Source organism: Paractinoplanes polyasparticus (assembly GCF_019710575.1).
Taxonomy (GTDB): domain Bacteria; phylum Actinomycetota; class Actinomycetes; order Mycobacteriales; family Micromonosporaceae; genus Actinoplanes; species Actinoplanes polyasparticus.
Genome location: NZ_JAHWFK010000059.1, coordinates 13,043 through 36,934, shown reverse-complemented (window position 1 = coordinate 36,934; position 23,892 = coordinate 13,043). Strand labels below are relative to the sequence as shown.

Sequence of the window (23,892 nt, the reverse complement as noted above, 5' to 3'; positions counted from 1 at the left end):
GCAGGGTGGCGCGCGGCACGGCGGGGGCCGGCGGCGGCGCCGGGGTCAGGACAGGGCGTCTGCTGCACGCCGTCCTGGCGGTCCCCTGACCTGATGGGCCTCCCGGCCCGCCTGCGCGAGGCGCCCGTCGCCGTCGTGTCGCAGGTGCCACCACGTGGGGGCCCTGGCGCCGGTCTGCTCCGACAGCCAAGCGAGCGCGGTCAGATCCGGGGCGACACGATCCTGTCCACCGTGGTCGACGGCCCGGAGATCCGGCCGTTGCCCCATGGCGTGCGGGGCCGACGCGATGACGACCTGAAGCACCGACGGCGCCCGGACCGGACCGGATGCCTGCGCCGTCTGCGGGGTCGCGGCGACCACCGAGGTGGCGAAGAGCAGCGCGACGACGGCCGGCAGGCCCGCCCACCGACGCCACCATGCCGTGCGCGACGCGCGCTCCCCGGACATGAGGTGCACGCTACGGGGGCGGCGCCAGCGCTGCCAGCCGGCCGGAAAAGTGGACGACCCTTCTTTCATTGCCAGTCATCGATGTAATGTGGGAGCGCTCCCGGATCATCCCCGTCCGCCACTCTGCTCGAGGAGCCGAACATGTCGCAAGGGCGTAGTCGTACGGTCGCCGTGCTGGCCGGCCTGCTCGCATCGGTCCTGTCCGCGCCGCTGTCGCACCCGGTGTCGGCGGCCGGCGCGTCCCCCACCCGTGCGGCGCCACTGGCCGAACTCACCGTCGTGTCCGAACAGGTGGCTTCCGGTCTGCGGCGTCCGATCGCCATCACCGGACTGCCGGACGGCCGGATGCTGATCGCGGAGAAGGACGGAACCGTCCGCGCCTACCATCCCGACACCGGCTTGGCGGCCGACCCGGTGCTCGATCTGACCGCCCGGATCGACACGTCCGACAACGAGCGCGGCCTGCTCGGGATCACGCCGGCGCCGAACTTCGCGCGAACCGGCATGCTGTACGTGTCGTACACGAGCCTGCCGGCCGGCGCGCTGACCGTGGCCCGGCTGCCCATCAACGCCCCGGAACGGCTACAGGTGCTGCTCACCCAGGAACACGCCGAATACGGCAACCACAACGGCGGGCAGGTGGCGTTCGGCCGGGACGGCTACCTCTACTGGTCCACCGGCGACGGCGGCCACGCGAACGACCCGTTCAAGGCCGGCCAGGACCTCGGCACCCTGCTCGGCAAGATCGTGCGGATCGACGTCAACCGCGCCTGCGGGGCGAAGCCCTACTGCTCGCCCGCCGGCAACCCGTTCGTACGCACGCCGGGCGCCCGGCCGGAAATCTGGCTCTACGGACTGCGCAACCCGTGGAAGTTCTCCATCGACATCGACAACTCGCTGTGGATCGGCGACGTCGGCCAGGGCCTGGTCGAGGAGGTCAACCACATCCGTCCCTGGCAGGGCGGGTCGAATCTCGGCTGGTCGTGCCGAGAGGGCACCCCGGTGTTCGACCCGGCGCAGTGCCGGCCCGGCGTGCGGTACGTCGATCCGGTCTTCGAGTACGAGCACTACATGACCGAAGGCTGCTCGGTGACCGGCGGCGTGGTGTACCGGGGATCCCGGACCCCTGAGGCACGAGGCACGTACGTCGCGAGCGACTACTGCTCGACCCAGGCGTTCGCCGTGCGCCCCAAGCCCGGGGGCGGCTACGAGTCCGCCACGATCGGCACCTTCCCCACCCAGCCGACCGCGTTCGCCGCCGACGTGCACGGCGAGCTCTACGTGCTCAGCGACTACCCGGGATGGCTGAACCGGGTGCGGTTCGAACGGGTCACGCCGACCTCAGCCGACGCCACGGCGAGGCGCTGAACGCCTCGAACAGCGCTGAACCACTTGCCGCGTCCCCACCCCGCTCGGCGGTCCGCATGACGCCGGGGGGGTGGGCCGGTAGTGCTCGATCGCCCACGCGACCTGCGCATACCCGCCGGCCCGAATTGTGCACTCGACCGAACAATTTCACAATCATTGATGGATTCCCGGTTCCGCCCGAGCTGCCCCGTAGCCTCTACGCAGCCGGTCAGGAGGGGGTTCGCAGTGATGGAGGGTGCCACCGCCGTCGGCGAGGCGGAGGAGGCGAAAACAACGCCCGAGGTGTCCCTGCGCCGCGTCGGCGGTCTCCTCAAACCGCACTGGCCGCGGCTGGCCGTGGTCATCGGGATCATCGTCGCCTCGTCGCTGGTCGGCATGGCCACGCCTTTCCTGCTGCGCGCGATCATCGACCAGGCGTTGCCCGCGCAGAATGTGCGGCTCCTGAGCTGGCTGGTGGCCGGGCTGATCGTCGTGGCCGTTCTCACGGCAGTCTTCGGTATCACGCAGACGTGGATCGCCACCGCGGTCGGCCAACGGGTCATGCATCAGCTGCGGGTGGACGTCTTCACCCATCTGCACCGGCAGTCGGTGTCGTTCTTCACCCGCACCCGGGCCGGCGAGATCCAGTCGCGTATCACCAACGACATCGGCGGCATGCAGGCGGTCGTCACCTCGACCGCGACGTCGATCGCCTCGAACCTGACGACGGCCATCGCCACGGCCGTCGCGATGCTCGCGCTGTCGTGGCAGCTCTTCCTGGTCTCGACCCTCGTTCTGCCGCCGGCGCTGCTGCTGGCCCGCCGTGTCGCGAAGGTGCGTAAGGAGATCACCGGCAAGCGCCAGCGTGAGCTGGCCGATCTCAACGTCATCATCGAGGAGAGCCTGTCGATCAGCGGGGTGCAGCTGAGCAAGACCATGGGGACCGGCCCGGCGCTGATCGAACGCTTCGCCGGGTCGTCGTCCCGCCTCGTGGACCTGCAGCTGCGCTCGCAGTTGGCCGGCCGCTGGCGGGGCGCCACCATGAACATCATCTTCGCCGCGATCCCGGCGGTCATCTATCTCAGCGCGGGCCTTCCGCCGGCGGCCGGCCAGCTGACCATCGGCACCGTCGTGGCCTTCACCAGCCTGCAGTCCCGGCTGTTCCAGCCGATGATGGGCCTGCTCGATGTCGGCGTCTCGCTGAGCAGCTCGACGGCGCTGTTCGCGCGCATCTTCGAGTACCTCGACCTGACGGCCGAGGTCGATGACCCGGCCCTGCCGGTCCGGCTGCCCCAGCCCGTACGCGGTCACCTGCGCTTCGAGAACGTGAGCTTCACCTATCCCGGCAACGACGAGCCCGCGATCGACCGCGTCAGCCTGGACGTGCCGCCCGGTTCCTCGCTCGCTCTGGTCGGCGAGACCGGCTCGGGCAAGAGCACGGTCGCCGCGCTGATCGTGCGGCTCTACGACCCGTCCGAGGGCCGGATCACCGTCGACGGCTTCGACCTGCGCGCGCTGCGGCTCAACGAGCTGGTCGGCGCGATCGGCGTGGTGGGCCAGGAGACGTACCTGCTGCACGCCTCGGTCCGGGAGAACCTGCGCTACGCCCGGCCGGACGCCACCGACGAGCAGCTGGAGTGGGCCGCTCGGGCCGCACAGGTCCACGACGTGATCGTCGCGCTGCCCGACGGCTACGACACCCTCGTAGGCGCGCGCGGGCACCGGTTCTCGGGCGGGGAGAAGCAGCGGATCGCCATCGCGCGCACACTGCTGCGCGATCCACCGATCCTGGTGCTGGACGAGGCGACCAGCGCGCTGGACAACTCGACCGAGCGCGCGGTGCAACGCGCTCTCGAGAAGCTCGCCCAGGGCCGCACGACGGTGACCATCGCCCACCGGCTGTCCACTGTGCGCAACGCTGATCAGATCGTCGTCATGCGCGCCGGCCGCATCCTCGAGTCGGGCACCCACGACAGCCTGGTCTCGAGCGGTGGCTTCTACGCCGCCCTCACCGCGTAGAAGCCACCGGGCGAGCTGAGGCTCACCGCGCAGCAGCCACCGGGCGAGCTCAGACGGGAACGAGCGCCCGGGCCCACTTGCGCAGAACGTGGTAATGCGGCCGGTGGTGCCAGTAGCAGTCGTACAGGAAGCGGTTGTTGTCCACCGTGTACTCGTACGTGCGCTCGGAGTGGGTGAAGCGGGAGCTACGGGCCGCATCGCGGTGCCACTTCTCGGTCCGGCTCCATACCGGCTGATTCCCGGGATGCCAGGACAACGACGACTCCAGGAACGGTATGCGGGCGTGCCGGCAGTAGCGCTCGACTGCGTCCCGCGCGTCGGTCAGCAGGTCCTCGGCCTCGACCACGTACGGGCGTACGCCGGTCACCTCGCGGACCCGCCGCGCGATCTCCAGCTGGTGGCCGTACCCGATCTCGTCACAGACCATCCCCGGGTTCATGGCGAAGTGCGACGGGATGACCAGGCGCGGGTCGCGGATGATGAAGGTGTGCCGCCCGACGTGCGGAATGCGGTCCCCGCCGGTCGTCAGATAGTCGTACTCGGTGGTCTCCTTCACGAAGACCGGGCGGTCGGCGGCGCGCTCCTCGAGCAGCTCGATCAGCTGGTCGTGGTTGGTCGCGGTGTGTTCACCGACGACCGTGCGGCCCTGCACGACGATGCTCGAGAACGGTTCGTGGTAGACCTCGTGGTCGCCGCGTTCCAGCATCATCCGCAGGAACGCCGTCGACATCGACCGCGGGGTGCCCCAGAGGAACAGGAGGTTGGAGTCCATGACGGTGGCGGTCAGTCGTTCCGCGCCGAGGCCATCCGGGCGACCAGGCTCGCCGGCCGGATGTCCCACCACGACTTCTCGACGTAGGCCAGGCAGGCGTCGCGGTCGTCCGGCCCCAGGACGATACGCCAGCCCGACGGCACGTCGATCACCTCCGGCCACAGCGAATGCTGTCCTTCGTCGTTGACCAGGACGTAGTGGCGAATGTCCTCGCGTTCGAACGGGTTGGTCATGCCGTCGGCCCTTCCGTGGGAGTGGTGATGTGCTCGGCGACCCGCGCACCGATCATCTGGAGGACCTCGGCCCGGGCGAGTTGCCGGTGCTTGTAATCGAGGGCCATGACGTCGACGGCGCCGGTGACGTACGGGTGCCACATCGGTGCGAAGTAGTGCTCGGGCGGCCGGGCCGCGGTCGCCTCGACGAACAGCACATCGCCGTCGAAGACGGAGAACTGATGGCTGTCGGTCAGTTCGATCATGTTCTCGTAGAAGTCGACCGTGGCCCGGCCCTTCTGCCGCATCAGGAACGAGTAGGGCCCCTGACGATGCCGGAGCTGCTCGTACAGCACGTCCCCGGTGAGGTGGGGACGCTCCTCGGCGGGAATGTTCAGGTCGAAGTGGCGGGCGACCGCGTTCAGCCGCTCCACCTGGGTCGCCGGGCGTTGCGGCGTCGGACGGGCGTCGAGCATGGCGATCAGGGCGACCCGCTGGCCGGCGCGCTGGAGTTGCACGCCCATCTCGTGCGCGATCTCCCCGCCGGTGCTCAGGCCCAGCAGGTGATACGGCCCCTCCGGCTGGACGAGGCGGATCTGCCGGACGTAGTCCGCGGCCATCGCGGTCATGGTCGTCGGCAACATCTCTGCCGGTTGCAGGCCACGGGCCTGAACGCCGTACACCCCGACGGCCGGGGGAATCGCGTTGACCAGCGGGTAGTAGAGCCAGCTCAAGCCGCCCAGGGGGTGGATGCAGAACAGCGACACCGGGCCGGTGCCCGGCCGCAACGGCACCACGACGTCGAGGGTCGTCTCCTCCGACGATGCGGAGAGCCAGCCCGCGAGGTCCCTTGCGGTCGGCACGGCGGAGACCACGAGCGGGTTGACGGTCACCCCGAACTCGGCCTCGATGGCCCGCGCGACCGCCTCGACGGTCTCGCGGCCGCCGCCGAGGTCGAAGAGGTTGTCCTCGGCGGCCACGTCGTCGACGCCGAGCGCCCGGGCGATCAGGATGCGCATCCGGTCCTCGGCCGAGTCCCGCGGCCGCTCGTCCGGCAGCCGGGGCAGCTCGCCGATCCGGGCGGCCAGGTCGGCCATGGTCAGGGTCTCGAAGACGGTCCGGAACGGCAGTTCCACCCGAAGCAGCGTCCGCAGCTCGTTGACCATCTGCATGGCCAGCAACGAGTGGCCGCCGAGCGCGAAGAAGTTGTCGTCACGGCCCACGCGTGCCACGCCGAGCAGAGCCTGCCACAGCTGGGCCAGCGACTGCTCGATCGGGCCGGCGGGCGGCTCGTACGACCGTTCGACGTCGGCCACACCCGGATCGGGCAGCGCCCGGCGGTCGACCTTGCCGTTGACGGTGACCGGGAAGGCGTCCATCGCCACGAACGCCGACGGCACCAGGTGCGCCGGCACGACCGCCGGCATCTGCCGGCGCAGCCGGACCGGGTCGGGATCGAAACCGACGACGTACGCCACCAGGCGCTTGTCCATGCCGTCGCCGTACACCACCGCCACGGCCTGCTCCACACCGTGCATGCCGAGCAGAGCCGCCTCGACCTCGCCCAGTTCCACCCGCACTCCGCGGATCTTCACCTGCTCGTCGTCGCGGCCGAGGAACTCGATCGCCCCGTCCGCGCGCCGCCGGGCGCGGTCGCCGGTCCGGTACATCCGGCCACCCGGCACGAACGGATCGGCGACGAACCGCTGCGCGGTCAGTGCGGGCCGGTTGAGGTAGCCGCGGGCGAGCGGGCGCCCCGCGATGTAGATCTCGCCGGGGACGCCGGGCGGCACGTGCTCGAGGCCGGGATCGAGGACGTAGACGCGGGCGTTCGTGATGGGGACGCCGATCGGCATGCTGCGACCCTCGTCGTCGGCGCGGCACAGCCAGCTGGTCACGCCGATCGCGGCCTCGGTCGGTCCGTACAGGTTGTGGACGTCGGCGCCGGGCAGCGTCTGCGCGAAGCGCCGCAACAGGTTGGGGGTCAGCGTTTCTCCGCCGGCGATGACGTGGCGCAGGCTGGTGCACCTTCCGGCGTCCGGCTCGCGCAGGAACATCTCGAGCATCGACGGGACAAAATCGACGAGCGTGACCCGCTCCCGGCGGATGAGCTCGACCAGGTAGCGGCTGTCACGGTGCCCGCCGGGCCGGGCCATGATCAGGGTCGCGCCGTTGGTCAGCGCCCAGAACAGCTCCCACACCGAGGTGTCGAAGGTGAACGGCGACTTCTGCAGCACCCGGCCGTCGGGGCCGAGGCCGAACCGCTCGTTCATCCAGGCCAGCCGGTTGCCGATGGCGGCGCGGACGTTCACCACCCCCTTCGGTGTGCCGGTCGACCCGGAGGTGTGAATCGCGTAGACGGCGTCCTCCCCGTCGACCGGCACGCCGGGATCGTGGTCCGGGCCGCTGTGCGTTGTGTCGATGTCGAGCAGCAGGCTGTCGTGGCCGGCCAGCCGCTGCCGGGTGGCCTGGTGCGTGACGATGACGGGAACACCGGTGTCGGCGATCATCGACGTCAGGCGGGCGGGCGGCAACTCCGGGTCGAGCGGGACGAACGCGCCTCCGGTCTTCCACACCGCCAGGACGGCCACGACCAGGTCGAAGCCGCGTTCCAGGCTGACGCCCATCAGCACGTCGCGGCCCGCGCCCAGGCCGATGAGGCGGTGCGCCAACTGGTTCGCGCGGCGGTTGAGTTCTGCGTACGACAGGCTCTGCCCTTCGAACCGTACGGCGGTCGCGGCCGGAGTTCGGCGGGCGTGCTCCTCGATGAGCTGGTGCGGCCAGGTTCGCGCCGGACCGTCGCGTACGTCTCCCACGCTCGCGGCCTCGGCTGCGCGCTGCTGCGCGGGGCTGGTCATCGGCAGCCGGCTGATCGCCCGGCTGGGCTGCGCTACCGCCTCGGACAACAGCCGGCCGAAGATGGCGACCATCCGCTCGGCGGTGTCGTGATCGAAGAGATCGCACGCGTACATCACCTCGCCCCCGATGCCGGACGGGTGGCCGGACTCGTCGAGCAGCTCCACGAACTGGAAGCTGAGGTCGAACTTCGCCGAGCCGGATCCCACGCCCATCCGCTGCGAGCGCACACCGGTCAGCCCCAACCGCGCCGACCGGCCGACCTGTGAGGCCACCATGACCTGGAACAGCGGGTGCCGGCCCGGAACGCGGGGCGGATTCAGCTGCTCGACCACGCTTTCGAAAGGCACGTCCTGGTTGCCGAAGGCCGCCAGGTCCTGCTCGCGGACGCGGCTCAGCAACTGCTCGAAGGACGGGTCACCGGTGAGGCCGGCCCGCAGCACCAGGGTGTTGACGAAGAAGCCGACCAGATTCTCGAGCGCCTCGTCGACCCGGCCGGAGACCGGCCACCCGAGCGGGATGTCGGTCCCGGCGCCGAGCCGGAAGAGCAGCGCGGCCACGGCCGACTGCAGCACCATGAAGACGGTGGCGCCGTGCCGTCGCGCTGTCGCCGTCACCTGCTCGTGCACCTCGAGCGGAATGGTCACCGGCACCGACCGGCCGCGGTAAGTCGGCTCGGCCGGCCGGTTGCGGTCGGCCGGCAGGGCGAGCTCGTCCGGAACACCGTCGAGCAGGTCACGCCAGTAGTCCAGCCGGGGACGGGCGAGCCGCACCAGTTCCCGCTGCCACAGGGCGAAATCGGCGTACTGCACCGGCAGTTCGGTCCATCGTGGAGGGTGGCCCGACCGTCGCTGCTCGTACGCCTCGCCGAGGTCGCGCAGGAGCGCCTCCATGGACGCGCCGTCGGCCGTGATGTGGTGCAGCACCAGCACCAGGGCGAAATCGTCCGGGCCGAGCTCCAGCAGGTGGGCGCGCAGCGGAATCTGAGTCGTCAGGTCGAATCCGTCGCGGACGACGCGCTTGACCGTGTCCGGCAGCTCGTCCGGGGCGATGTGCTGGTGAACTAGCAACTCGCCGATCTCCCCCATCGGCACGACCTGCTGCCGCGGCTGCCCGTCGAGCAACGGGAAGCGTGTGCGCAGCGGCTCGTGCCGGCGGACGACATCGGTGACCGCCGCGCTCAGGGCCTCGGCGTCGAGGCCGTCGGACAGGCGGAGAACCACCGGGATGTGGTACGCCCCGTCGCCGCCGCGCAGCTGGGCGGTCAGCCACATCCGCTGCTGCGGGTACGAGAGAGGCACCACCGCCGGGCGCACCTGACGGCGCAGCACCGGCCGGGCGCCGGTCTTCAGCACCGACACCCGCTTGGCCAGCTCGGCCAGGGTCGAGGTCTCGAAGAGGTCGCGGACCGGTAGTTCGACGTTCATCGCCGTCCGGACGCGGTTGACGAGCTGGGTCGCCAGCAGCGAGTGCCCACCGAGGTGGTAGAACTCGTCGTCGCGGCCCACCCGGGCAACGCCGAGAACCTCCTCCCACAGGCCCGCGAGCCCCTGCTCCACCGCACCGGCCGGAGGCACGTACCGGCCGCGGCCGGAATCGGCGCCGGTATCCGGTAGCGCGCTGCGGTCGACCTTGCCGTTGATCGTCAGCGGCAGCGAGTCGAGCATCATGAACACCGGCGGCACGAGGTGATCGGGCACCACCCCGGCCAGGCTCCGGCGCAGGCTCGCCGCGTCCGGACCGTCCGCGTCGGCCACGACGTAGGCGATCAGCCGGCGATCAGCGCCGTCGCCGTGAGCCACGACCGCGGCCTGCTCCACACCGGCCAGGCCCATGAGCGCCGACTCGACCTCGCCCGGCTCCACCCGTACACCCCGGATCTTGACCTGGTCGTCGGCCCGGCCCCGGTACTCGAGCTGGCCGTCGGGCCGCCGCACCACCAGGTCACCCGTCCGGTACATCCGCTCACCGGGCGCGCCGAACGGGTCCGCCACGAAACGCTGCGCGGTCAGCGCGGTGCGTCCGGCGTATCCTCGGGCCAGCCCGGCGCCGGCCAGATACAGCTCACCGGCCGGTCGCTCCCGCAACATCTCATCCAGGACGTACGCCCGTACGCCGGACAGGGGCCACCCGATGGGCGGTGTGCCGTCGCCCGTCAGCGGGTCACTCACGGTCGCTGCGACGGTGGCCTCGGTCGGCCCGTACGCGTTGAGCATGCGCCGGCCGCGACTCCAGCGCGCCGCCACGGCCGGCGGACACGCCTCCCCGGCCACGACGAGCGTCACCGACTCCGGCAGTCCTCCGGCGTCCTCCACGGCCGGCAGCAGCGACGGGGGCAGCGTCACGTGCGTGACGCCGTGGCTACGGACCAGGTCGACGAGCGCAAGGCCGGGAACCAGCCGGGAGGCGTCCGCCACGACCAGGGCCGCACCGGAGAGCAGCGTCGTCCACACCTCGGACACCGACGCGTCGAAGCTGACCGACGCGAACTGCAACCGGCGCCGGCCCGGCCCCAGACCGAGCGCCCCGGCCTGCGCCCGCACGAGGTTCAGCACGTTGCGGTGGGTCACCACGACGCCCTTCGGCACTCCCGTCGAGCCCGAGGTGTAGATGACGTACGCGGCGTGGTCAGGCGCCAGCGTCTCGTGGCGATCGGCGTCCCGCACGGGCCCCGCGTCGAGCCCGGCCACCTCCTGCGCGATCTTCGGATCGTCGAGCACCACCTCGGCCCCGGCCGGCGCCGGCATCCGGGTGGCCGCCGTGGTCACCACGCATCGCGCTCGCGCGTCGGTCATCATGAACTCGGCCCGCGAAGCCGGATAGGCCACGTCGACGGGCACGTAAGCGCCGCCTGCCTTCGCCACCGCGAGCACCGCCACCACGAACTCGACCGACCGGCTCAGCCGCAGCGCCACCACGACCTCGGGGCCCACCCCCTGGTCGATCAGCAGCCGGGCCAGCCGGTTGGAACGCGCGTCCAGGTCGGCGAAGGACACCGGGCCGTCGTCCCCGACCACGGCCGTCGTCTGCGCGCCACGCTCCACCCGCGTGGCGAACACCTCCGGCAGGGTCTCTCCGACGCCTTGCACATCTGCCTCCTCGAAGTGACGCCCGACGGCCGGCCGCCGCTCGCACGGCGACGGTCATCAATGGCGCAACGTCAGGCCACTGTGGTGGCACGAGACAAAAACCGCAAGATGGAGAAAATCACCGCGAATGTGGTGCACAAGAAGGGCGACAGCTGCGTCGTACTCATCTGCAGAGCATTCAAAACCCTCAATGACCAGGCACGACATCAGTCCGACATGGAACCACAGGAACGCAAGCCCGGCGGCGGCCGAGCAAGGCCGGCGACGGCCCAGGGTTGGGCCAGGACCGCGGTCAACGCCACAGTCCGGCTCCCGCGACCTGATCGGGTCTCACGAACGAGCCATCGACGCGGTGAACCTGTGGCGTTCGTCATCGTCATCATGATCGAGGCCGGCACTTCGCCATCCGCCGGGAATTGATTCCACAAATATTGCACTTCAATTCCACATATCTGCAACACCGAAATTCATAACCTTTCTCCAGCTCCTGCGAGAAGGGTCTTGATATTCATGACGATAGCGATGGCGGCACCCCACGACGGGTCGACGGCCCGGCGCCGCCGCGACGCCGAATCGCTGATGGAATCGGTGCACGCGACCCATTGCCGGCCATTGCTGCGTTTCCTGCTCGGGTTGACGCGCAACGAACGCCCCGCGGCCGAGGACCTGCTGCAGGAAACGATGCTCCGGGTCTGGCGTCACCTCGATTCGCTGCCCGGCGAGGTGGAGAACGCTCGCAAATGGCTGTTCACCATCGCCCGGCACGTCGCCATCGACGCCGCTCGGTCTCGACGGGCCCGGCCGCCCGAGGTCAGCCTGGTGGAGGCCGACCGGATGAGCACGGTCGACAGCGTCTCCGGGGCACTGGCGTTGCACGACCTCACGGACGCGTTCCAGCGGTTGAGCAGCGAACACCGCGCTGTTCTCCAGGAACTCCATTTCCGCGGCGCTTCCATCGAGGAGGCCGCGCAACGGCTCGGCATTCCGGCCGGAACGGTCAAGTCGCGCGCGCATTACGCCATGCGATCCCTCCGGGCGGCGCTGAATCCCGTCGAATGAGGCCGGCCGGCCCGGGTTGCTTCGTAAGCTGAGCGACGGGCCACGACACGGCATCCCGGCGGTCCGGCGCGTACCGTTGCGCCGAGGATTTCGATCAGCCGTGACAGGCCGGAGCGCGGGACAATGCCAGACGTGCGATTCATCCTGCTCGGTCCCCTGCGGGCCTGGCGGGGCGACGTGGAGCTAGCCCTCGGCGCGAGGCAGCAGCGGCTCATCCTGACGCTCCTGCTCGCTCGCGCCGGTGAGCGGGTCAGCGTGTCGGACCTCGTCGAGCTGGTGTGGGGCGAACGGCCACCCAGCAGCGCCGTCAACGTGGTGCACCGCTACGTCGGATCACTGCGCCGGCTGCTGGAACCGGATCTGCCGCACCGGGCCGAGGGCCGCTGGCTGGCCGGCGGCGCGGGTAGCTACCAGATGCGGGTTGGCGCCGATTCCCTGGACCTGCTCGCCTTCCGTCAGGACGTGGAGAAGGCCCGGACAGCGCCGGCACCTGACCAGGCGCTGGCACTGTTGATCTCGGCGCTCGATCAGTGGCGGGACCGCTGCGCCGCCGGACTCGACATCGCGGTGGACAGCCATCCGACATTCGTCGCCCTCGAGAACGAGTGCACCTCCGTCGCGCGGGAGGCAGCACGGCTGGCGCTGAACCTGGGGCAGCCCTCGGCCGCCCTTCCGGCACTGCGCCGGTCCGCAGCGCGCAACCCCTTCGACGAGGCAGTCCAGGCCGACGTCATGCGTCTGCTGGCCGCGGACGGGAAGCAGGCCGAGGCCATCCTGCTCTACCAGCAGGTCAATCGGCAGCTGGACGACCAGTTGGGGCTGGTCGCCGGACCGGAGCTGCAAGCGGCGCTGCAGGCGGTTCTGCACGGTGCCGAAAGCTCCCCGGACGAGGAGCCCACGCCGAACCAGGGACATGCCGTTCGTCCGGCGCAACTTCCCTCCGACCATCCGTACTTCACCGGCCGCGACGAAGCCCTCGGCAAACTCCTGGGGTACACGCGCCGGCGTTCCGGATCGACGGTCGTGCTGGGAATCGACGGCATACCAGGGGTCGGCAAGACCACCCTGGGAATCCATCTGGCCCACCGGCTCGCCGCCGACTACCCCGACGGGCAGCTCTACGCCGACTTGCGAGGTTTCGACGGCCGTCGGCCACCGGTGGACCCGGGCGACGTCCTGCTCGCCTTCTTCTCGGCGCTGGGCGTCGTGGAACCGCCCGGCAAGGTCGGCGTCGAGTCCCGGGCGGCGCTCTACCGCAGTGCGCTCGCCGACCGTCGCATGCTTGTGATGCTGGACAACGCCTACGCCGCCGAGCAGGTCGAACCACTGCTTCCGGGCACGCCGGACTGCCTGGTGATCGTGACCAGCCGCACCCGGCTCGCTCCCCTGGCCGCCACGGTCGGCGCGGACCTGCTGACGCTGGACACGCCCGGCGCCGCGGAGGCGCGGGCGATCTTCGTCAACCGGATAGGACCCGACCGCGCCCGGACCGAGAAGGCGGCTCTCGACGAGATCATCGAGCGCTGCGGACGGCTCCCCCTGGCCATGGCGGTGGTCGCCGCCCGGGCCGCCGATCAGCCGTTGGGCGCCATCCTGTCGGAGCTGCGGGAAACCCGGCTGACTCTGGACGCCTTCGACGACGACAACCTGGACAACGACCTCCGCGCGGTCTTCTCCTGGTCCTACCGACGGCTCACGCCGGCCGCCGCCCGCCTGTTCCGGCTGCTGTCGCTTCATCCGGGGCCGGACATCACCGCGCCGTCGGCGTCCGCCCTGGCCGAGGTCGACGGTGGCGCGACCCGCGGACTGCTGGCCGAGTTGATGCGCACCCGGCTGGTCACGCAGCATCGGCCGCAGCGCTATCGCCTGCACATGCTGGTGCGCAAGTACGCGCTGGAGCTGGCCCTGGCGACGGATTCCCGGGACGCGCGGGAGGCCACCCTCCGCCGGCTTCACGACTTCTACCAGGACGGGGCCGACTCGGCCAACAGCCTCATCGAGGGCTCCGGTCAGCCGCCTCCGCTCATCCGTGACGACGCGGCGGGATCTGTCGACGGAACCCCGGCGATGGAATGGTTCCTCGCCGAGCACGACGTGCTCCGATCGATCATCGACGATGCCGCACACCGCGGGGACGCTTCCCGGGTGTGGCAGCTCGTGCTGTCGATGCAGCTCTTCTATCACCGCTACACCTGGTGGACCGAGTGGCGGGACGTCGCTCAGCTGGCGCTCGACGCGGCCGCCGCAGCCGGTGACGTGGAGGGCCGGGCACACATGGAGCGGTCGGTGGCCGGCGCCCTGTTCTTCCTGGGCCACTACGACGAGTCGCTGGGGCATCTCCGTGCGGCCCTGGAGCTCTTCGACCAGGCCGGGATGGACTCCGACCGGGCCCACGTGCTGATGAACCTCGCCCGCGTCCTGCTCGCCACCGGCGCCTACGCCGAGGCGATCCGCTCGCACCGCACGGCCATACTGCTGCTGCGAAAGCACGGTCTGCACGCTGCCGAGGCCAGCGCGCTCCAGGTCATGGCCAATTATCTCGTCACGGAGCGCCCGCAGGCGGCGGAGTCCCTCGCCCGTCGCGCCGCCGAGATCTGCACAGCTACCGGCGACGTCCAGGGGCTGGCGATCTGCGACGAGCTGCTGGCGCGGAGCGCCCTGACCCAGGGCCGGGTCGACGATGCGCTCAGCTTCTCGCAACGCGGAATCGAGCGTCTCGCCGGAACGCACTACCGCATCACCCAGGCCGAGGCGTTCACCACCAACGGCGACGTCCTGGCGGCGTCCGGCCGGTGGGACGCCGCCCGAGAGGCATGGGAGAAGGCGCTCGCCTACTTCGACGACACGCGCACCCGGTATGCGCTGGAGCTGATCGGCCGGCTGCGACGCGCCCGGGACCACGATTGACCGGTCACCTCACCGAGGCCCTCCGTGGGCGCGCACCAGTTGCATGCGTGAGGTGTAGCCGAGCTTGCGCAGGATCCGGGTGACGTGGGTCTGCACCGTCCGGGGCGACAGGAACAGCTCCTTGGCCACATCCGGGTTGGACCGGCCCTGGGCGACCAGCTCGGCCACCCGCCGCTCGGCCGCGGTCAGCGCCTCCCGGCCCTCGGCCGGCCGCTGGTCGAGCGTGCGGCTGCCCCGCCGGATGCCGTGGGGACGCAACCGGGAGTCGGCCCGGCGCAGATCTCCGGCGGCGCCGAGCGCGAAATATCCCCGTACGGCGTCGTTGAAGACCTCCCGCGCCTCGCCGCCGTCCCCGCCTGCGGCCAACCGGACCGCCAGCTCCTCGGCGGCGAACGCCGCCATGTACCGCCAGCCGTGGTGCTCGTAGACGGCGATCACCCGGCGCAGCCCGGCGGTGTCGTCCTCGAGTTGAGCGCGGGTCAGCTGTGCCGCCGCGCGTTGCATCGGAAGAGCGTCCGTCGCCGCGGCGTCCTCGGCCGCCGCGGCGACGGCCGTGGCCGCGAGTTGCCGGTCGCCGATGGCCGACGACACCCGGGTGAGGTCAGGCAGCCACATGTACCGCTCCCGTCCCTCGATGCCGATGGCCGGTTCCACCCACGTGGCGAGCAGCTCGGCGGCCTGCCGCAGGTCGCCGTCGGCCTCCGCGCGCATGGCCTTCGCCGCGACGAGATAGCCGGAATAGATGCGCGTGTCCGCGCCGGCGACCGTGATCGCCGACCCGGCCGCCAGGTCGCGCGCGGTCTCGCTCCACCGCTGCTGATGAGCCAGGATCAGCGCGGCCTGTCCGTGTCGTCCCATGCGCAGCGCGGCGGGCAGTTCGTCCGGCATCAGGCGCAGGTACGCCAGCGCGTCGTCCCAGTCCCCGAAGTCGTAGCTGCCCATGGCCACGCCGAGCACGAGCATCGCGGCACGGTTGCGGCCGATCCGCCGGATCAGCTCCGGCACGGTCCGGGCCGCCTCCCGGAACTCCGCCGGGCGCCCGAGGTTGTTCAATGCGGCCAGACGGTTGTTGAGCAACATGATGTGCAGTGCGGGCTGCTCGCCGGTCACTCCGGCCGCGTCGAGCGCGGCCAGCCCGGCATCCAGGTGGGCGAGAGCCGCACCCGGGTCGTGCCCGATGGTGGCCAGGGTCTGGCGGGCGTATCCGATGGCGACGGCGTCATCGGCGGCTTCCGCCTCGGCCAGAGCCCGGCGCCCTTCGGTCTCGCCTTCCGCGGCCGCACCGCTCTTGAGCAGGTACAGGGCACGGCGGGAGCGGATCCAGGCCCGGCTGCCGGTCGTCAGGAGCGGGTCGGCGAGGGCCTTCTCGCTCAGTGCGAGCGCCTCCGGGAAACGGCCGGTGCGGTTGGCCACGGCCAGCCGGGCCAGCCAGGCGTCGGCCCGGCGAACCGGATCGGCCGACACGCGCAGCAGGCCGGCGGCGACCTCCTCGCTCTGCGCGTCCCGGCCCAGGGCCTGCACGATCGGCATCAGCCGGGCCGCCAGCACCTCGCGCAGGGCGGTCGGCGTGGCCGCTGCGTCGAGGGCCGCGGACAGCAGCACGGCGGCGGGCTCGGGCGAGAAACGCAGGACCGCTTCGCGCAGCTCGGCCAGCCAGCCCGCCACCCAGGGCGCCGACTGACCGGGCACCGCGAGCAGATGCGCGGCGACCGCGGAGAAGAGCACGCCATGCCGAGCCAGGGCCTCGGCGAACTGCTGGTGCAGCGCCGTGCGGAGGGACGCCGACAGCTCGTCGGCCAGCGCCCGCTGGATCAGGCCGTGCCGGAACGCGAGCCGCCCGTCGCCGGTCTCGACGATCACGTCGCCGGCGTGTGCCTCCTGCAGGCTCTCGACCATGCCGGCAGCCGGGCGGCCGAGCACGATGGCGAGCTCCTGGACGTCGAACTCCCCGCCGAGCAGCGCGGCCATCCGTAGCAGGCTGTGTGTCTCGTCGCTGAGCAGCCGCAGACGCCGGTGCAACGCGGCCCCGAGCGAGGCGGGCGGATCGACCGCGCCCGTACGCAATTCGGCCTCGCCGCCCCCTCGGATGAGCAAGTCCTCGCGGACCAGGGACCGCGCGAGCTCGGACACATAGAAGGGATTGCCTCCCGCCTCGGCGAGCAACGAGCGCAGCCGCGGCCCCGGTCCGGCGCCCAACTCACGGGAGAAGAGGTCGAACGCCTCGCCCGGGACGAGGGGCGCGAGCTCCAGCACCGTCCCGCCCGCAGCGACGACGGCTGTCCGGGGACGCCACGTCCGACGGTCGATCTCCGGCGACGTGGCGGCCGTTCCGACCAGCAGGATGCGGTGATGCGACGCCTCGCGGATCAGCCGTAACCAGGCCGTCAGCGAATGGGGGTCGGCCCATTGCAGGTCTTCGAGGGCGATCAGGACCGGGCCGCGGGTGCTCCGGCGGAGCACGTCATCAACGATCTCCTCGATCGCCACCAGGATCGGATCGGGGCTGCCGGGCCCGCTCACCGCCGCCGACGCCTGATTGCCGAACAGGCCGCCGAACAGAAGGAGCGGAAAGGCCTGCAGCGCCTCCTCGGCCGTCGCCCGATAGATGTCCACGCCCTCGGTCCGGGCCACCTCTATCACCGTGTCGAGCAGAGCGGTCTTGCCGATGCCGGGCTCACCTTCCAGCCAGAACAGGCCACCACGGCCCCGGCGCAGATCGCGGATCGCCGAGGTCAGCGCGGCCAGTTCCGGCACACGCCCCAGCAATGGATCCATGCCGGCATTCTAGATTCGGCCGCCGAGGCACATCGCTCAGTGGCGGATCCCGGAGGTCTCACCAGGCCGGTGCGGCGATGGGTCGAACGGGTTTGTCGGGGTCGGTCCAGCTGACTGCGATATCCATGTAGCTACCGTCGCCGACCGGCTCGTACGCGGGCATCCGCCGACATGCGTACATCTCACCGAGCGACACGTGCGCACTTCATCACTCTCCGTGCTGGCAAGCGCTACGCCTCATGCGGTATCGGCCGGCCCGATCACCGGAGAAGGGACACGCTTGGGCCGAGCATCTCGATACCGTGCTGCGCGGCGACGGCCGCCAGCGTCGCGGCGTCCGTCGGCCCGTTCCCGGCTGAGGCGATGCTCAGATCGCGGACGAAGCGGTCGAAGCCGCCGGGCGTGTGCACGGTCAGATACCGAACCGACGGGCTGACCACGACGAAGCTGTGCGGGATGCCACGCGGCAGGATGGCGACGTGACCCGCCGCGGCCTCCCGGCGTTCGTCACCCACCTCGATGATCATCTCGCCCGAGAGCAGGATGAAGGTCTCGGTGGCGCGCAGGTGCCGGTGCCGGGGCGTCGAGTGCCCGCGGTTCCCCGTGCTTTCGACCACGGTGAGCTCGCCCTCGGTCTGCTGCTCGGTGGCCAGCATCCGGGCGTCCGAGTTGAGGAGCCGGTACACCGGCTGATCGTCCGGGGTGGTGAAGACTGACATGACGGTTCCTCCTGTCGTTCCTGGAAGAACGACGGTTCACCCGCCGGATTGTTCGAATCGCCGGCAACTCCGGTGCGACGCCTGCAGTGCGTAACGCCTCATCGGGCGAACTTCGACCGGTCCGGTGCGTCGTTCCGCTCATGAACTCACTGACATCCGTCGTCTCCTCCGTCCGAGACCTGGCCCCGCAGCTGGCCAACAACCGGGCCTACTGGCTCGGCTGGGGTAGCGCCGACGACACGGACGCCGACCTGCCGATCTACCGCAGCGGTCTCCGGCACGGGTTGCTCAATTGTGTGCTACGGGCCCGCGGCATCGACATCGACACCGCGGTGCGCCGGGCCCGCGAGGCGCTCGAGGGCACCAGCTGGCTGTGGTGGAACCATCCGGTCGACAGCGATCCCGACGTCGCGGATCTGCTCCTCGACCGGGGCGCTTCCCTCGCCGGCGTCGTCCCGGTGATGGCGGCGCGGCTGGACGGCGTGCCCGCCGTGCCGGCACCGGACGGCGTCCGCATCGAGCAGGCGCGCACCGAGGCCGAACTCGCGGCGTTCGCCGCGACCTATCCGGTGCCGAACGGCATGTCCGCGGCCGACGCGGACGCCACCACCGAGGTCGAGCTCGCCCGGGACGGCCGGCGCGAGGAACAGCTGCGCTACGTCGCGTGGTCCGGCGACCGGCCGGTCGCCTGCGGCGCACTGTCGATCAGCCATGGTGTGGCCGGCATCTACAACATGGCGACGATCGCCGAGTTCGAGGGCCGCGGCATCGCGACCGCACTGGCCGCGGAGCTGCTGCGCGAGGCGAGGGGCCGGGGACTGAAGGTGGCCGCCCTGACGGCCAGCCCGCGAGGGGCCATGGTCTATCGGCGGCTGGGCTTCGAGCAGGTCAGCGAATACCGGCTGTTCGGCTTCTGATCCGGCGCGGGACGAACGACCTCGTCGGCCCGCGGCTGGGACGTCGCTCCGGCCCGGGTTCCGGCACGGCCGGCGGATGCGTGCCCGGGGAGATGCTGTTGACCCGGATCCCGTCTCGGCCGAGCTCGGCCGGTCACCGGTGACGTTGGCCTCGCGCTTCCGTCGCCGGTGGCAGGGACATCGTCGTGACCGGAGCCGGACCGACCGGGTCCTTCCGCGATCTGGCTCCGGCCCGGCCCGGGACACGCAGCAACCGCGCTGCTGCGGGCGTTACTCGCCGAGCAGCATGAGCGCGTCGCCCTCGAACCAGGCGTTGGCGATGTCGAGGTGCCGGATGCGCCACTGCTCGCCGTCGCGGACCATGGTCGCGGTGTAACGGTTCATCATCAAGGCGTGGCGGGTCACCGCCGGGTCGGAACCGGAGCCCGGCTTGAAGTGCTGCGCCTGGGCGTAGGCGAGCACCGTGGCGCTGTCGCCGTCGATCGTGATGCGGACGTTGCTGATGGAGTGGCTGGAGTCCAGCGGCCCCACCGCACCGATCAGGCTCGTGACGACGGTCTCCCGCGGGGCGAGCGGAGGAAAGTCGTACCCGATGCGCCGCATGGCCGGGCCGAGATCGACGACGGCGTCCTCGGTGAGCGAGGAGGCGAGCAGGTCGGCGTCGTTGAGATCGAGGCCGGCGGCGTAGCGGTGGAGGGTGTCGGTGATGGCGGCCCGGTCGAGAAGGCCGGCGAGGGTCGCGTTGGTGTTGATCGTGTCGGTCATGAGTTCACTCCATCAAGCGGGCGCCGACGCAACGCCGACGAAACGTTGACGCCGGACGCTCGGGCTGGTGAGCCGGCAGAGTCGTGCATCCGGGCGGCGATCTCCGGGGCGGCCGGCGCGGAACCCGGGTCGACCAGGTGGAAGACCCCGATGAACGCCCGCGCGACACCGAGCTGAGGCCGAGCTCCACCGTCTCCCGCGGGACCTCGGGCAGGCCCAGATCGGCCAGCCACACCGGGCTGCGCGAACCCCGGCCGCCCGCGTCGACCACCAGGTCCGCGTCCACCGTCCGGTCCGGCCCGGCGAGTGATACGCCGATCACCCTGGACCCGTCCCCGGTGACACGCAGGCCGGTCACCTCGGTCGCATCGACGATCTTCACGTTGATCGTCGCGGCAACCCGCTGCCGCACCACGTGCTCGACCAGTGCGCGGCTGGCCATGACGGCCGGCAGGCCGGACACATGCGCCAGGATCGGCCGGCCGTCCAGATACCAGCGGATGTCGTTCGCGGCATCGCCGGTCGGCGCTCCGGCGCCGGATCGCGCCTCTCCGGGAGAGACGGTGGGACTTCTCATTCGTTCGAGCGGGGATGTCGTGATCGGCGTCTCACTCCTCACTCCGTGCGCGGCTCGGGCTGCAGCCACACGATGCCGGCCGTCAGGGCCTCAGGCCACCGCGACCAGCCTGCGGCTCAGGCCGGCCAGCGCCGCCCGGCAGCGGTCCGGGCCCTCGACCTGCTCGGCCCGGCGCCGAGCGAAGGCCTGGATCAATACCGCGTACCGGTAGGTGTCGGTGTCGAGCGCCTCCACCAGGTGGGCGTCCACGAGCTCCTCCAGGGCGGCACGCGCCTCGGCCCGGGACAGCCCGGTCATCGCGGTCACCTCGGCCACGGTGCGGATCGGTGAAGCAGCGAGGGCGGCGAGGCGGAAGACCTCGGCCGGCACCGCCCCGAGCCGCGCCTCCGCCCGCCGGATCGGCTCATCGACAATCTTGCAGTCGGCATGCATGACGACCGGCGCCTGCAGATCCTCCGCCAGCTGCGCCATGATCTGCCGCACCGTCCACATCGGCCGGTCGAGCAGCCGGGCGGCGGCCACCCGGACCGACAGGGCGTGCCCGGAGCAGGCGGCGATCAGCTCTCGAGCCGCGTCCGGTTCGGCGCTGATCCGCCGGTGCCCGGAGATCTGGCCGAGGAGGCGCAGCGATTCCTGGTCGCTGAGCGGGCCGAGCCGCTGCCATGCCACCGCCGACAGCTCCAGCAGGCGGCGACTCGCCGTCACCACCACCGCGCAGCCTGGCAACAGCGGTTCCACCTGCTCGCTGCTGTCCGCGTCATCGAGAACCACCAGCATCTTGTGCCCGGCGGTCATCGTGCGCCACAGCGCGGAGCGCTCGGCTGTCGTGCCGGGCAGCGAGATGCCCGGCCCGATCGAGCGGAGCAGCGATCCGAGGGCCTCGTGCGTACTCATGGCTCGGCCGGTGCGGGCTCGCAGATCGAGGAACAACCGCCCGTCCGGGAATCGATCGGCGAACAGATGGGCCACGTGCACGGCCAGGGTCGTCTTGCCCGACCCGCCGAGACCCGTGATGCCGGCGACCGGTATCCCGCCGTCCTCGGTGAGCACGCGGCACAGCCGGTCGACCTCGGTGCGGCGACCGGTGAAATCCCGTACGTCCGGGGGTATCTGAACGGGCCGGGTCGCCGGCGGCTCGGCCGTCACCGCCGGCCCGCCGACGGCCTCGTCGCCCTGGAGCAGACGCTGATGCAACCGCTGCAGCTCGGGACCGGGTTCGATGCCGAGCTGGTCACGCAGCCCGGCGCGCAGCCGGCGGAACGCCTCGAGCCCCTCCACCGTCCGCCCGGAGCGGTGCAGGGCAGTCATCCACAGCTCGGTCAGGCGCTCGTCCAACGGCCGATCGGCGACGGCCGCGCCGAGATCCGCACGGATGGCCTCGTGCCGGCCGAGCGCCAGTTCCGCGTCGAACAGCTGTTCACGAGCGGCACGCCGGGACTCCTCGAGCCGGGTGCGCTGGGCGGCTGCGAACTCCGCTCGGACGCCACCCAGCGCCGGACCGGACCAGACCTCGAGGGCGGCGCGCAGCGTGGCCGCCGCGCCGGCGATGTCCCCGGAGCGCCGTGCCTCGCGGGCGGCGCCGACGAGCCGGTCGAACTCGTCCGCGTCGACACCGGCCCCGTTTCGTGCGATGTGGTAGCCACTCGCCGACCGGCGCAGTTCGGCCTCACCGCCGGCCAGGACCTGCCGCAGCCGGGCGGCATACGTGCGAACGGTGCTGTGCGCCGACGCCGGTGGATTCTCGCCCCACAGCGCGTCCACCACGTCGTCGATCGGCACCGGCGTGTTCCGCAGGAGCAGCAGGGCCAGCAGCCCACGCTGCTGGGGCGGCCCCAGGGCCACGTCACCGGCATCCGTGATGACCCGCACCGGGCCCAGCAGAGTGAATCTCACCCGTTGAATCTTCACGGGGCAGCCAGGCTGGGCCAAGTCCGTCGCGCGTGACCTTTATGACCAGATACCCAGTGAACTCGGGTCCCGGAATTCCGTGCCGGTGGTCAGGCCGCCGGCTTGATGTTGTGGTTGAGGCGGAAGACGTTCGCCGGGTCGTACTTGGCTTTCGCCCGCGCCAACCGGTCGTAGGTGGCGGCTGGGTAGGCGGCGCGGACCGCTTCCTCGGCCAGATCTTCCCGACCGATGAAGTTGAGGTGCTTGCCCTCCAGCGCCCACGGCCGCAAACCGTCGAAGAGCTCGCCGGTCCATCGCAAAGCCGGTCCGGTCATGTCGGGGCCACCGACGGTGACGACCCACAGGACGAACTCCGACGTGCGCAGGCCGGCCGCACCGGCGCCGACCGGCGTCTCGCGCAGCGCACCGCCGAGGTGACGCAGTTCGATGATGTTGGCCGGCACGTCAGCCGCCGGCCCGATGCTCGCGATCAGCTGCGCCACGAGGTCGTCCGTCAGCGGTGGCAGGCTCAGCGTGCGCTCGGCGAACGGCGCCGGGCCCTCCGGGTCGGAGTAGATGGCGGCGAAGTCGGTGTAGGGCATGTCGCCGACGGTGTCGAGCACGATCGGCGCGGCCGCGCGGAGGGGCGCCAGCAGCGCGTCCGCCTCTGCGGCACCGCCGAGGAACGAGACCCGCACGTGCACCGTGAAGGTGCCCCGCAACGGCTCCGGGAACACCGGCACATCGGGCAGCCGCATGAACGCGATCGAGGTGGTCAGCTCGTCCGGCGCCTGGGCGGTCACGGTGGCGTACGCCCGCAGCACCGCTGCGGCCTGGTCGCCCGGGAAAATCAGCACCCCGCCGTACAACCGGGTGACCGGGAACACCTCGAACTCGAGGGCGGTGACGATGCCCAGGTTGCTCTTCGAGCCGCGGGTGGCCCAGAACAGCTCCGGTTCGGCGTCGGCATCGGCGTGCCGTACCTGCCCGTCCGCGGTGACGATGTCGAGCGCGGTGACGTGGTCGGACGCCCAGCCGTACTTGCGGCCCATCGTGGCGCTCAGCCCTCCGCCGAGGGTGTAACCCACCACGCCGACGAGCGGCGAGGAACCGTTGAGCGGCGCGAGCCCGTGCTGCGCCGCGGCGTCGGCGACCTGCTGCCAGCGCACGCCGGCGCCGACCCGGGCGCGGCGAGCGACCGGATCGATGGTGATCTCGTCCATTCGCCGGGTGGTGATCAGCAGCGCGCGGTCATCGGCGACGACGGTGGTGTGCCCGGTGTTCATCACCGCCACGACGAGGTCGTGGTCCTTCGCGAACGCCAGCGCGGCCTGCACGTCGGACGAGCCGGCGGCGCCCACCACCACAGCCGGGTTGTTGGGCACGGCCGGGTTGTACGTCGCGCATTCCTCGGCGTAGCCCTCGTCGCCCGGGAGCAGAACGGCGCCGGCGACGCGGCGGGCGAGCTCGGCGGCGGCGGTCCGGTAGTCGTTGATCGAATCAGCCATGGCCCCAGTCCACCAGCGCCGTGCCGACGGAACGCA

The 23,892-nt window shown here is 71.2% G+C and carries 16 protein-coding genes; 6 read left to right on the top strand and 10 right to left on the bottom strand.

Annotated features, from left to right (window positions below):
- Nucleotides 1–45: 45 nt before the first annotated feature.
- A complete protein-coding gene (locus KXC43_RS43850) occupies nt 46–447 on the bottom strand; it encodes a hypothetical protein (RefSeq protein WP_221382207.1) in 402 nt (133 codons plus the stop codon).
- 141 nt (nt 448–588) lie between these two features.
- Here KXC43_RS43850 and KXC43_RS43845 point away from each other — a divergent pair, with 141 nt between their 5' ends.
- Both KXC43_RS43845 and KXC43_RS43840 read left to right on the top strand, forming a co-directional pair.
- Nucleotides 589–1,815, top strand: a complete 1,227-nt coding sequence (locus KXC43_RS43845) for a PQQ-dependent sugar dehydrogenase (RefSeq protein WP_221382206.1) — start codon at nt 589–591, stop codon at nt 1,813–1,815.
- A gap of 228 nt (nt 1,816–2,043) precedes the next feature.
- Entirely contained in the window at nt 2,044–3,813 is a 1,770-nt protein-coding gene (locus KXC43_RS43840; protein ID WP_221382205.1) for an ABC transporter ATP-binding protein, read from the top strand.
- Between the two features lie 49 nt (nt 3,814–3,862).
- Here the strand turns inward: KXC43_RS43840 and KXC43_RS43835 are convergent, their stop codons facing one another.
- The 3 genes from KXC43_RS43835 to KXC43_RS43825 are packed head-to-tail and all read right to left on the bottom strand — an operon-like array spanning nt 3,863 to nt 10,742.
- Nucleotides 3,863–4,585, bottom strand: coding sequence for a hypothetical protein (locus tag KXC43_RS43835; RefSeq protein WP_221382204.1), 723 nt, complete (start codon nt 4,583–4,585; stop codon nt 3,863–3,865).
- 11 nt (nt 4,586–4,596) lie between these two features.
- A complete protein-coding gene (locus tag KXC43_RS43830; RefSeq protein ID WP_221382203.1) occupies nt 4,597–4,818 on the bottom strand; it encodes an MbtH family protein in 222 nt (73 codons plus the stop codon).
- Nucleotides 4,815–10,742, bottom strand: coding sequence for a non-ribosomal peptide synthetase (locus KXC43_RS43825; RefSeq protein WP_221382202.1), 5,928 nt, complete (start codon nt 10,740–10,742; stop codon nt 4,815–4,817). The genes KXC43_RS43830 and KXC43_RS43825 overlap by 4 nt, the downstream gene beginning before the upstream one ends.
- A 15-nt stretch (nt 10,743–10,757) precedes the next feature.
- Here KXC43_RS43825 and KXC43_RS43820 point away from each other — a divergent pair, with 15 nt between their 5' ends.
- From KXC43_RS43820 to KXC43_RS43810, 3 genes are all read left to right on the top strand, one after another.
- Nucleotides 10,758–11,162: a hypothetical protein gene (locus tag KXC43_RS43820; RefSeq protein WP_221382201.1), complete on the top strand. Its 405-nt coding sequence runs from the start codon at nt 10,758–10,760 to the stop codon at nt 11,160–11,162.
- Between the two features lie 159 nt (nt 11,163–11,321).
- The gene (locus tag KXC43_RS43815) at nt 11,322–11,801 is read left to right on the top strand and encodes a sigma-70 family RNA polymerase sigma factor (protein WP_221382200.1); all 480 of its coding nucleotides are present in this window, start codon (nt 11,322–11,324) and stop codon (nt 11,799–11,801) included.
- A gap of 132 nt (nt 11,802–11,933) precedes the next feature.
- Nucleotides 11,934–14,708, top strand: coding sequence for an AfsR/SARP family transcriptional regulator (locus KXC43_RS43810; protein ID WP_221382199.1), 2,775 nt, complete (start codon nt 11,934–11,936; stop codon nt 14,706–14,708).
- A 9-nt stretch (nt 14,709–14,717) separates the two neighbouring features.
- Here the strand turns inward: KXC43_RS43810 and KXC43_RS43805 are convergent, their stop codons facing one another.
- Nucleotides 14,718–17,483, bottom strand: coding sequence for a helix-turn-helix transcriptional regulator (locus KXC43_RS43805; RefSeq protein ID WP_221382198.1), 2,766 nt, complete (start codon nt 17,481–17,483; stop codon nt 14,718–14,720).
- Nucleotides 17,484–17,743: 260 nt separating this feature from the next.
- A complete protein-coding gene (locus KXC43_RS43800) occupies nt 17,744–18,202 on the bottom strand; it encodes a cupin domain-containing protein (RefSeq protein WP_221382197.1) in 459 nt (152 codons plus the stop codon).
- A gap of 140 nt (nt 18,203–18,342) precedes the next feature.
- Between KXC43_RS43800 and KXC43_RS43795 the strand changes: the two genes are divergently transcribed.
- Nucleotides 18,343–19,119 carry a GNAT family N-acetyltransferase gene (locus KXC43_RS43795; protein WP_221382196.1) on the top strand — a complete coding sequence of 259 codons (777 nt, stop codon included), beginning with the start codon at nt 18,343–18,345 and terminating at the stop codon, nt 19,117–19,119.
- Between the two features lie 270 nt (nt 19,120–19,389).
- On the opposite strand, the gene KXC43_RS43790 is transcribed toward KXC43_RS43795, so the two are convergent.
- The 4 genes from KXC43_RS43790 to KXC43_RS43775 all read right to left on the bottom strand — a co-directional run bounded on the left by KXC43_RS43790 (nt 19,390) and on the right by KXC43_RS43775 (nt 23,856).
- Nucleotides 19,390–19,884, bottom strand: a complete 495-nt coding sequence (locus tag KXC43_RS43790; RefSeq protein WP_221382195.1) for a nuclear transport factor 2 family protein — start codon at nt 19,882–19,884, stop codon at nt 19,390–19,392.
- 4 nt (nt 19,885–19,888) lie between these two features.
- The gene (locus tag KXC43_RS43785) at nt 19,889–20,461 is read right to left on the bottom strand and encodes an NAD(P)/FAD-dependent oxidoreductase (RefSeq protein WP_221382194.1); all 573 of its coding nucleotides are present in this window, start codon (nt 20,459–20,461) and stop codon (nt 19,889–19,891) included.
- 90 nt (nt 20,462–20,551) lie between these two features.
- Nucleotides 20,552–22,354, bottom strand: coding sequence for an AfsR/SARP family transcriptional regulator (locus tag KXC43_RS43780; RefSeq protein ID WP_221382193.1), 1,803 nt, complete (start codon nt 22,352–22,354; stop codon nt 20,552–20,554).
- Nucleotides 22,355–22,458: 104 nt separating this feature from the next.
- Nucleotides 22,459–23,856, bottom strand: coding sequence for an FAD-binding oxidoreductase (locus KXC43_RS43775; protein ID WP_221382192.1), 1,398 nt, complete (start codon nt 23,854–23,856; stop codon nt 22,459–22,461).
- Between the last annotated feature and the right edge of the window lie 36 nt (nt 23,857–23,892).

Bases quoted from the DNA above. Each gene is read 5' to 3' on its own strand.
- KXC43_RS43850 (WP_221382207.1), bottom strand. From the start codon at position 447: ATGTCCGGGGAGCGCGCGTCGCGCACGGCATGGTGGCGTCGGTGGGCG.
- KXC43_RS43845 (WP_221382206.1), top strand. From the start codon at position 589: ATGTCGCAAGGGCGTAGTCGTACGGTCGCCGTGCTGGCCGGCCTGCTC.
- KXC43_RS43840 (WP_221382205.1), top strand. From the start codon at position 2,044: ATGGAGGGTGCCACCGCCGTCGGCGAGGCGGAGGAGGCGAAAACAACG.
- KXC43_RS43835 (WP_221382204.1), bottom strand. From the start codon at position 4,585: ATGGACTCCAACCTCCTGTTCCTCTGGGGCACCCCGCGGTCGATGTCG.
- KXC43_RS43830 (WP_221382203.1), bottom strand. From the start codon at position 4,818: ATGACCAACCCGTTCGAACGCGAGGACATTCGCCACTACGTCCTGGTC.
- KXC43_RS43815 (WP_221382200.1), top strand. From the start codon at position 11,322: ATGGAATCGGTGCACGCGACCCATTGCCGGCCATTGCTGCGTTTCCTG.
- KXC43_RS43805 (WP_221382198.1), bottom strand. From the start codon at position 17,483: ATGGATCCATTGCTGGGGCGTGTGCCGGAACTGGCCGCGCTGACCTCG.
- KXC43_RS43800 (WP_221382197.1), bottom strand. From the start codon at position 18,202: ATGTCAGTCTTCACCACCCCGGACGATCAGCCGGTGTACCGGCTCCTC.
- KXC43_RS43795 (WP_221382196.1), top strand. From the start codon at position 18,343: ATGAACTCACTGACATCCGTCGTCTCCTCCGTCCGAGACCTGGCCCCG.
- KXC43_RS43790 (WP_221382195.1), bottom strand. From the start codon at position 19,884: ATGACCGACACGATCAACACCAACGCGACCCTCGCCGGCCTTCTCGAC.
- KXC43_RS43785 (WP_221382194.1), bottom strand. From the start codon at position 20,461: ATGAGAAGTCCCACCGTCTCTCCCGGAGAGGCGCGATCCGGCGCCGGA.
- KXC43_RS43775 (WP_221382192.1), bottom strand. From the start codon at position 23,856: ATGGCTGATTCGATCAACGACTACCGGACCGCCGCCGCCGAGCTCGCC.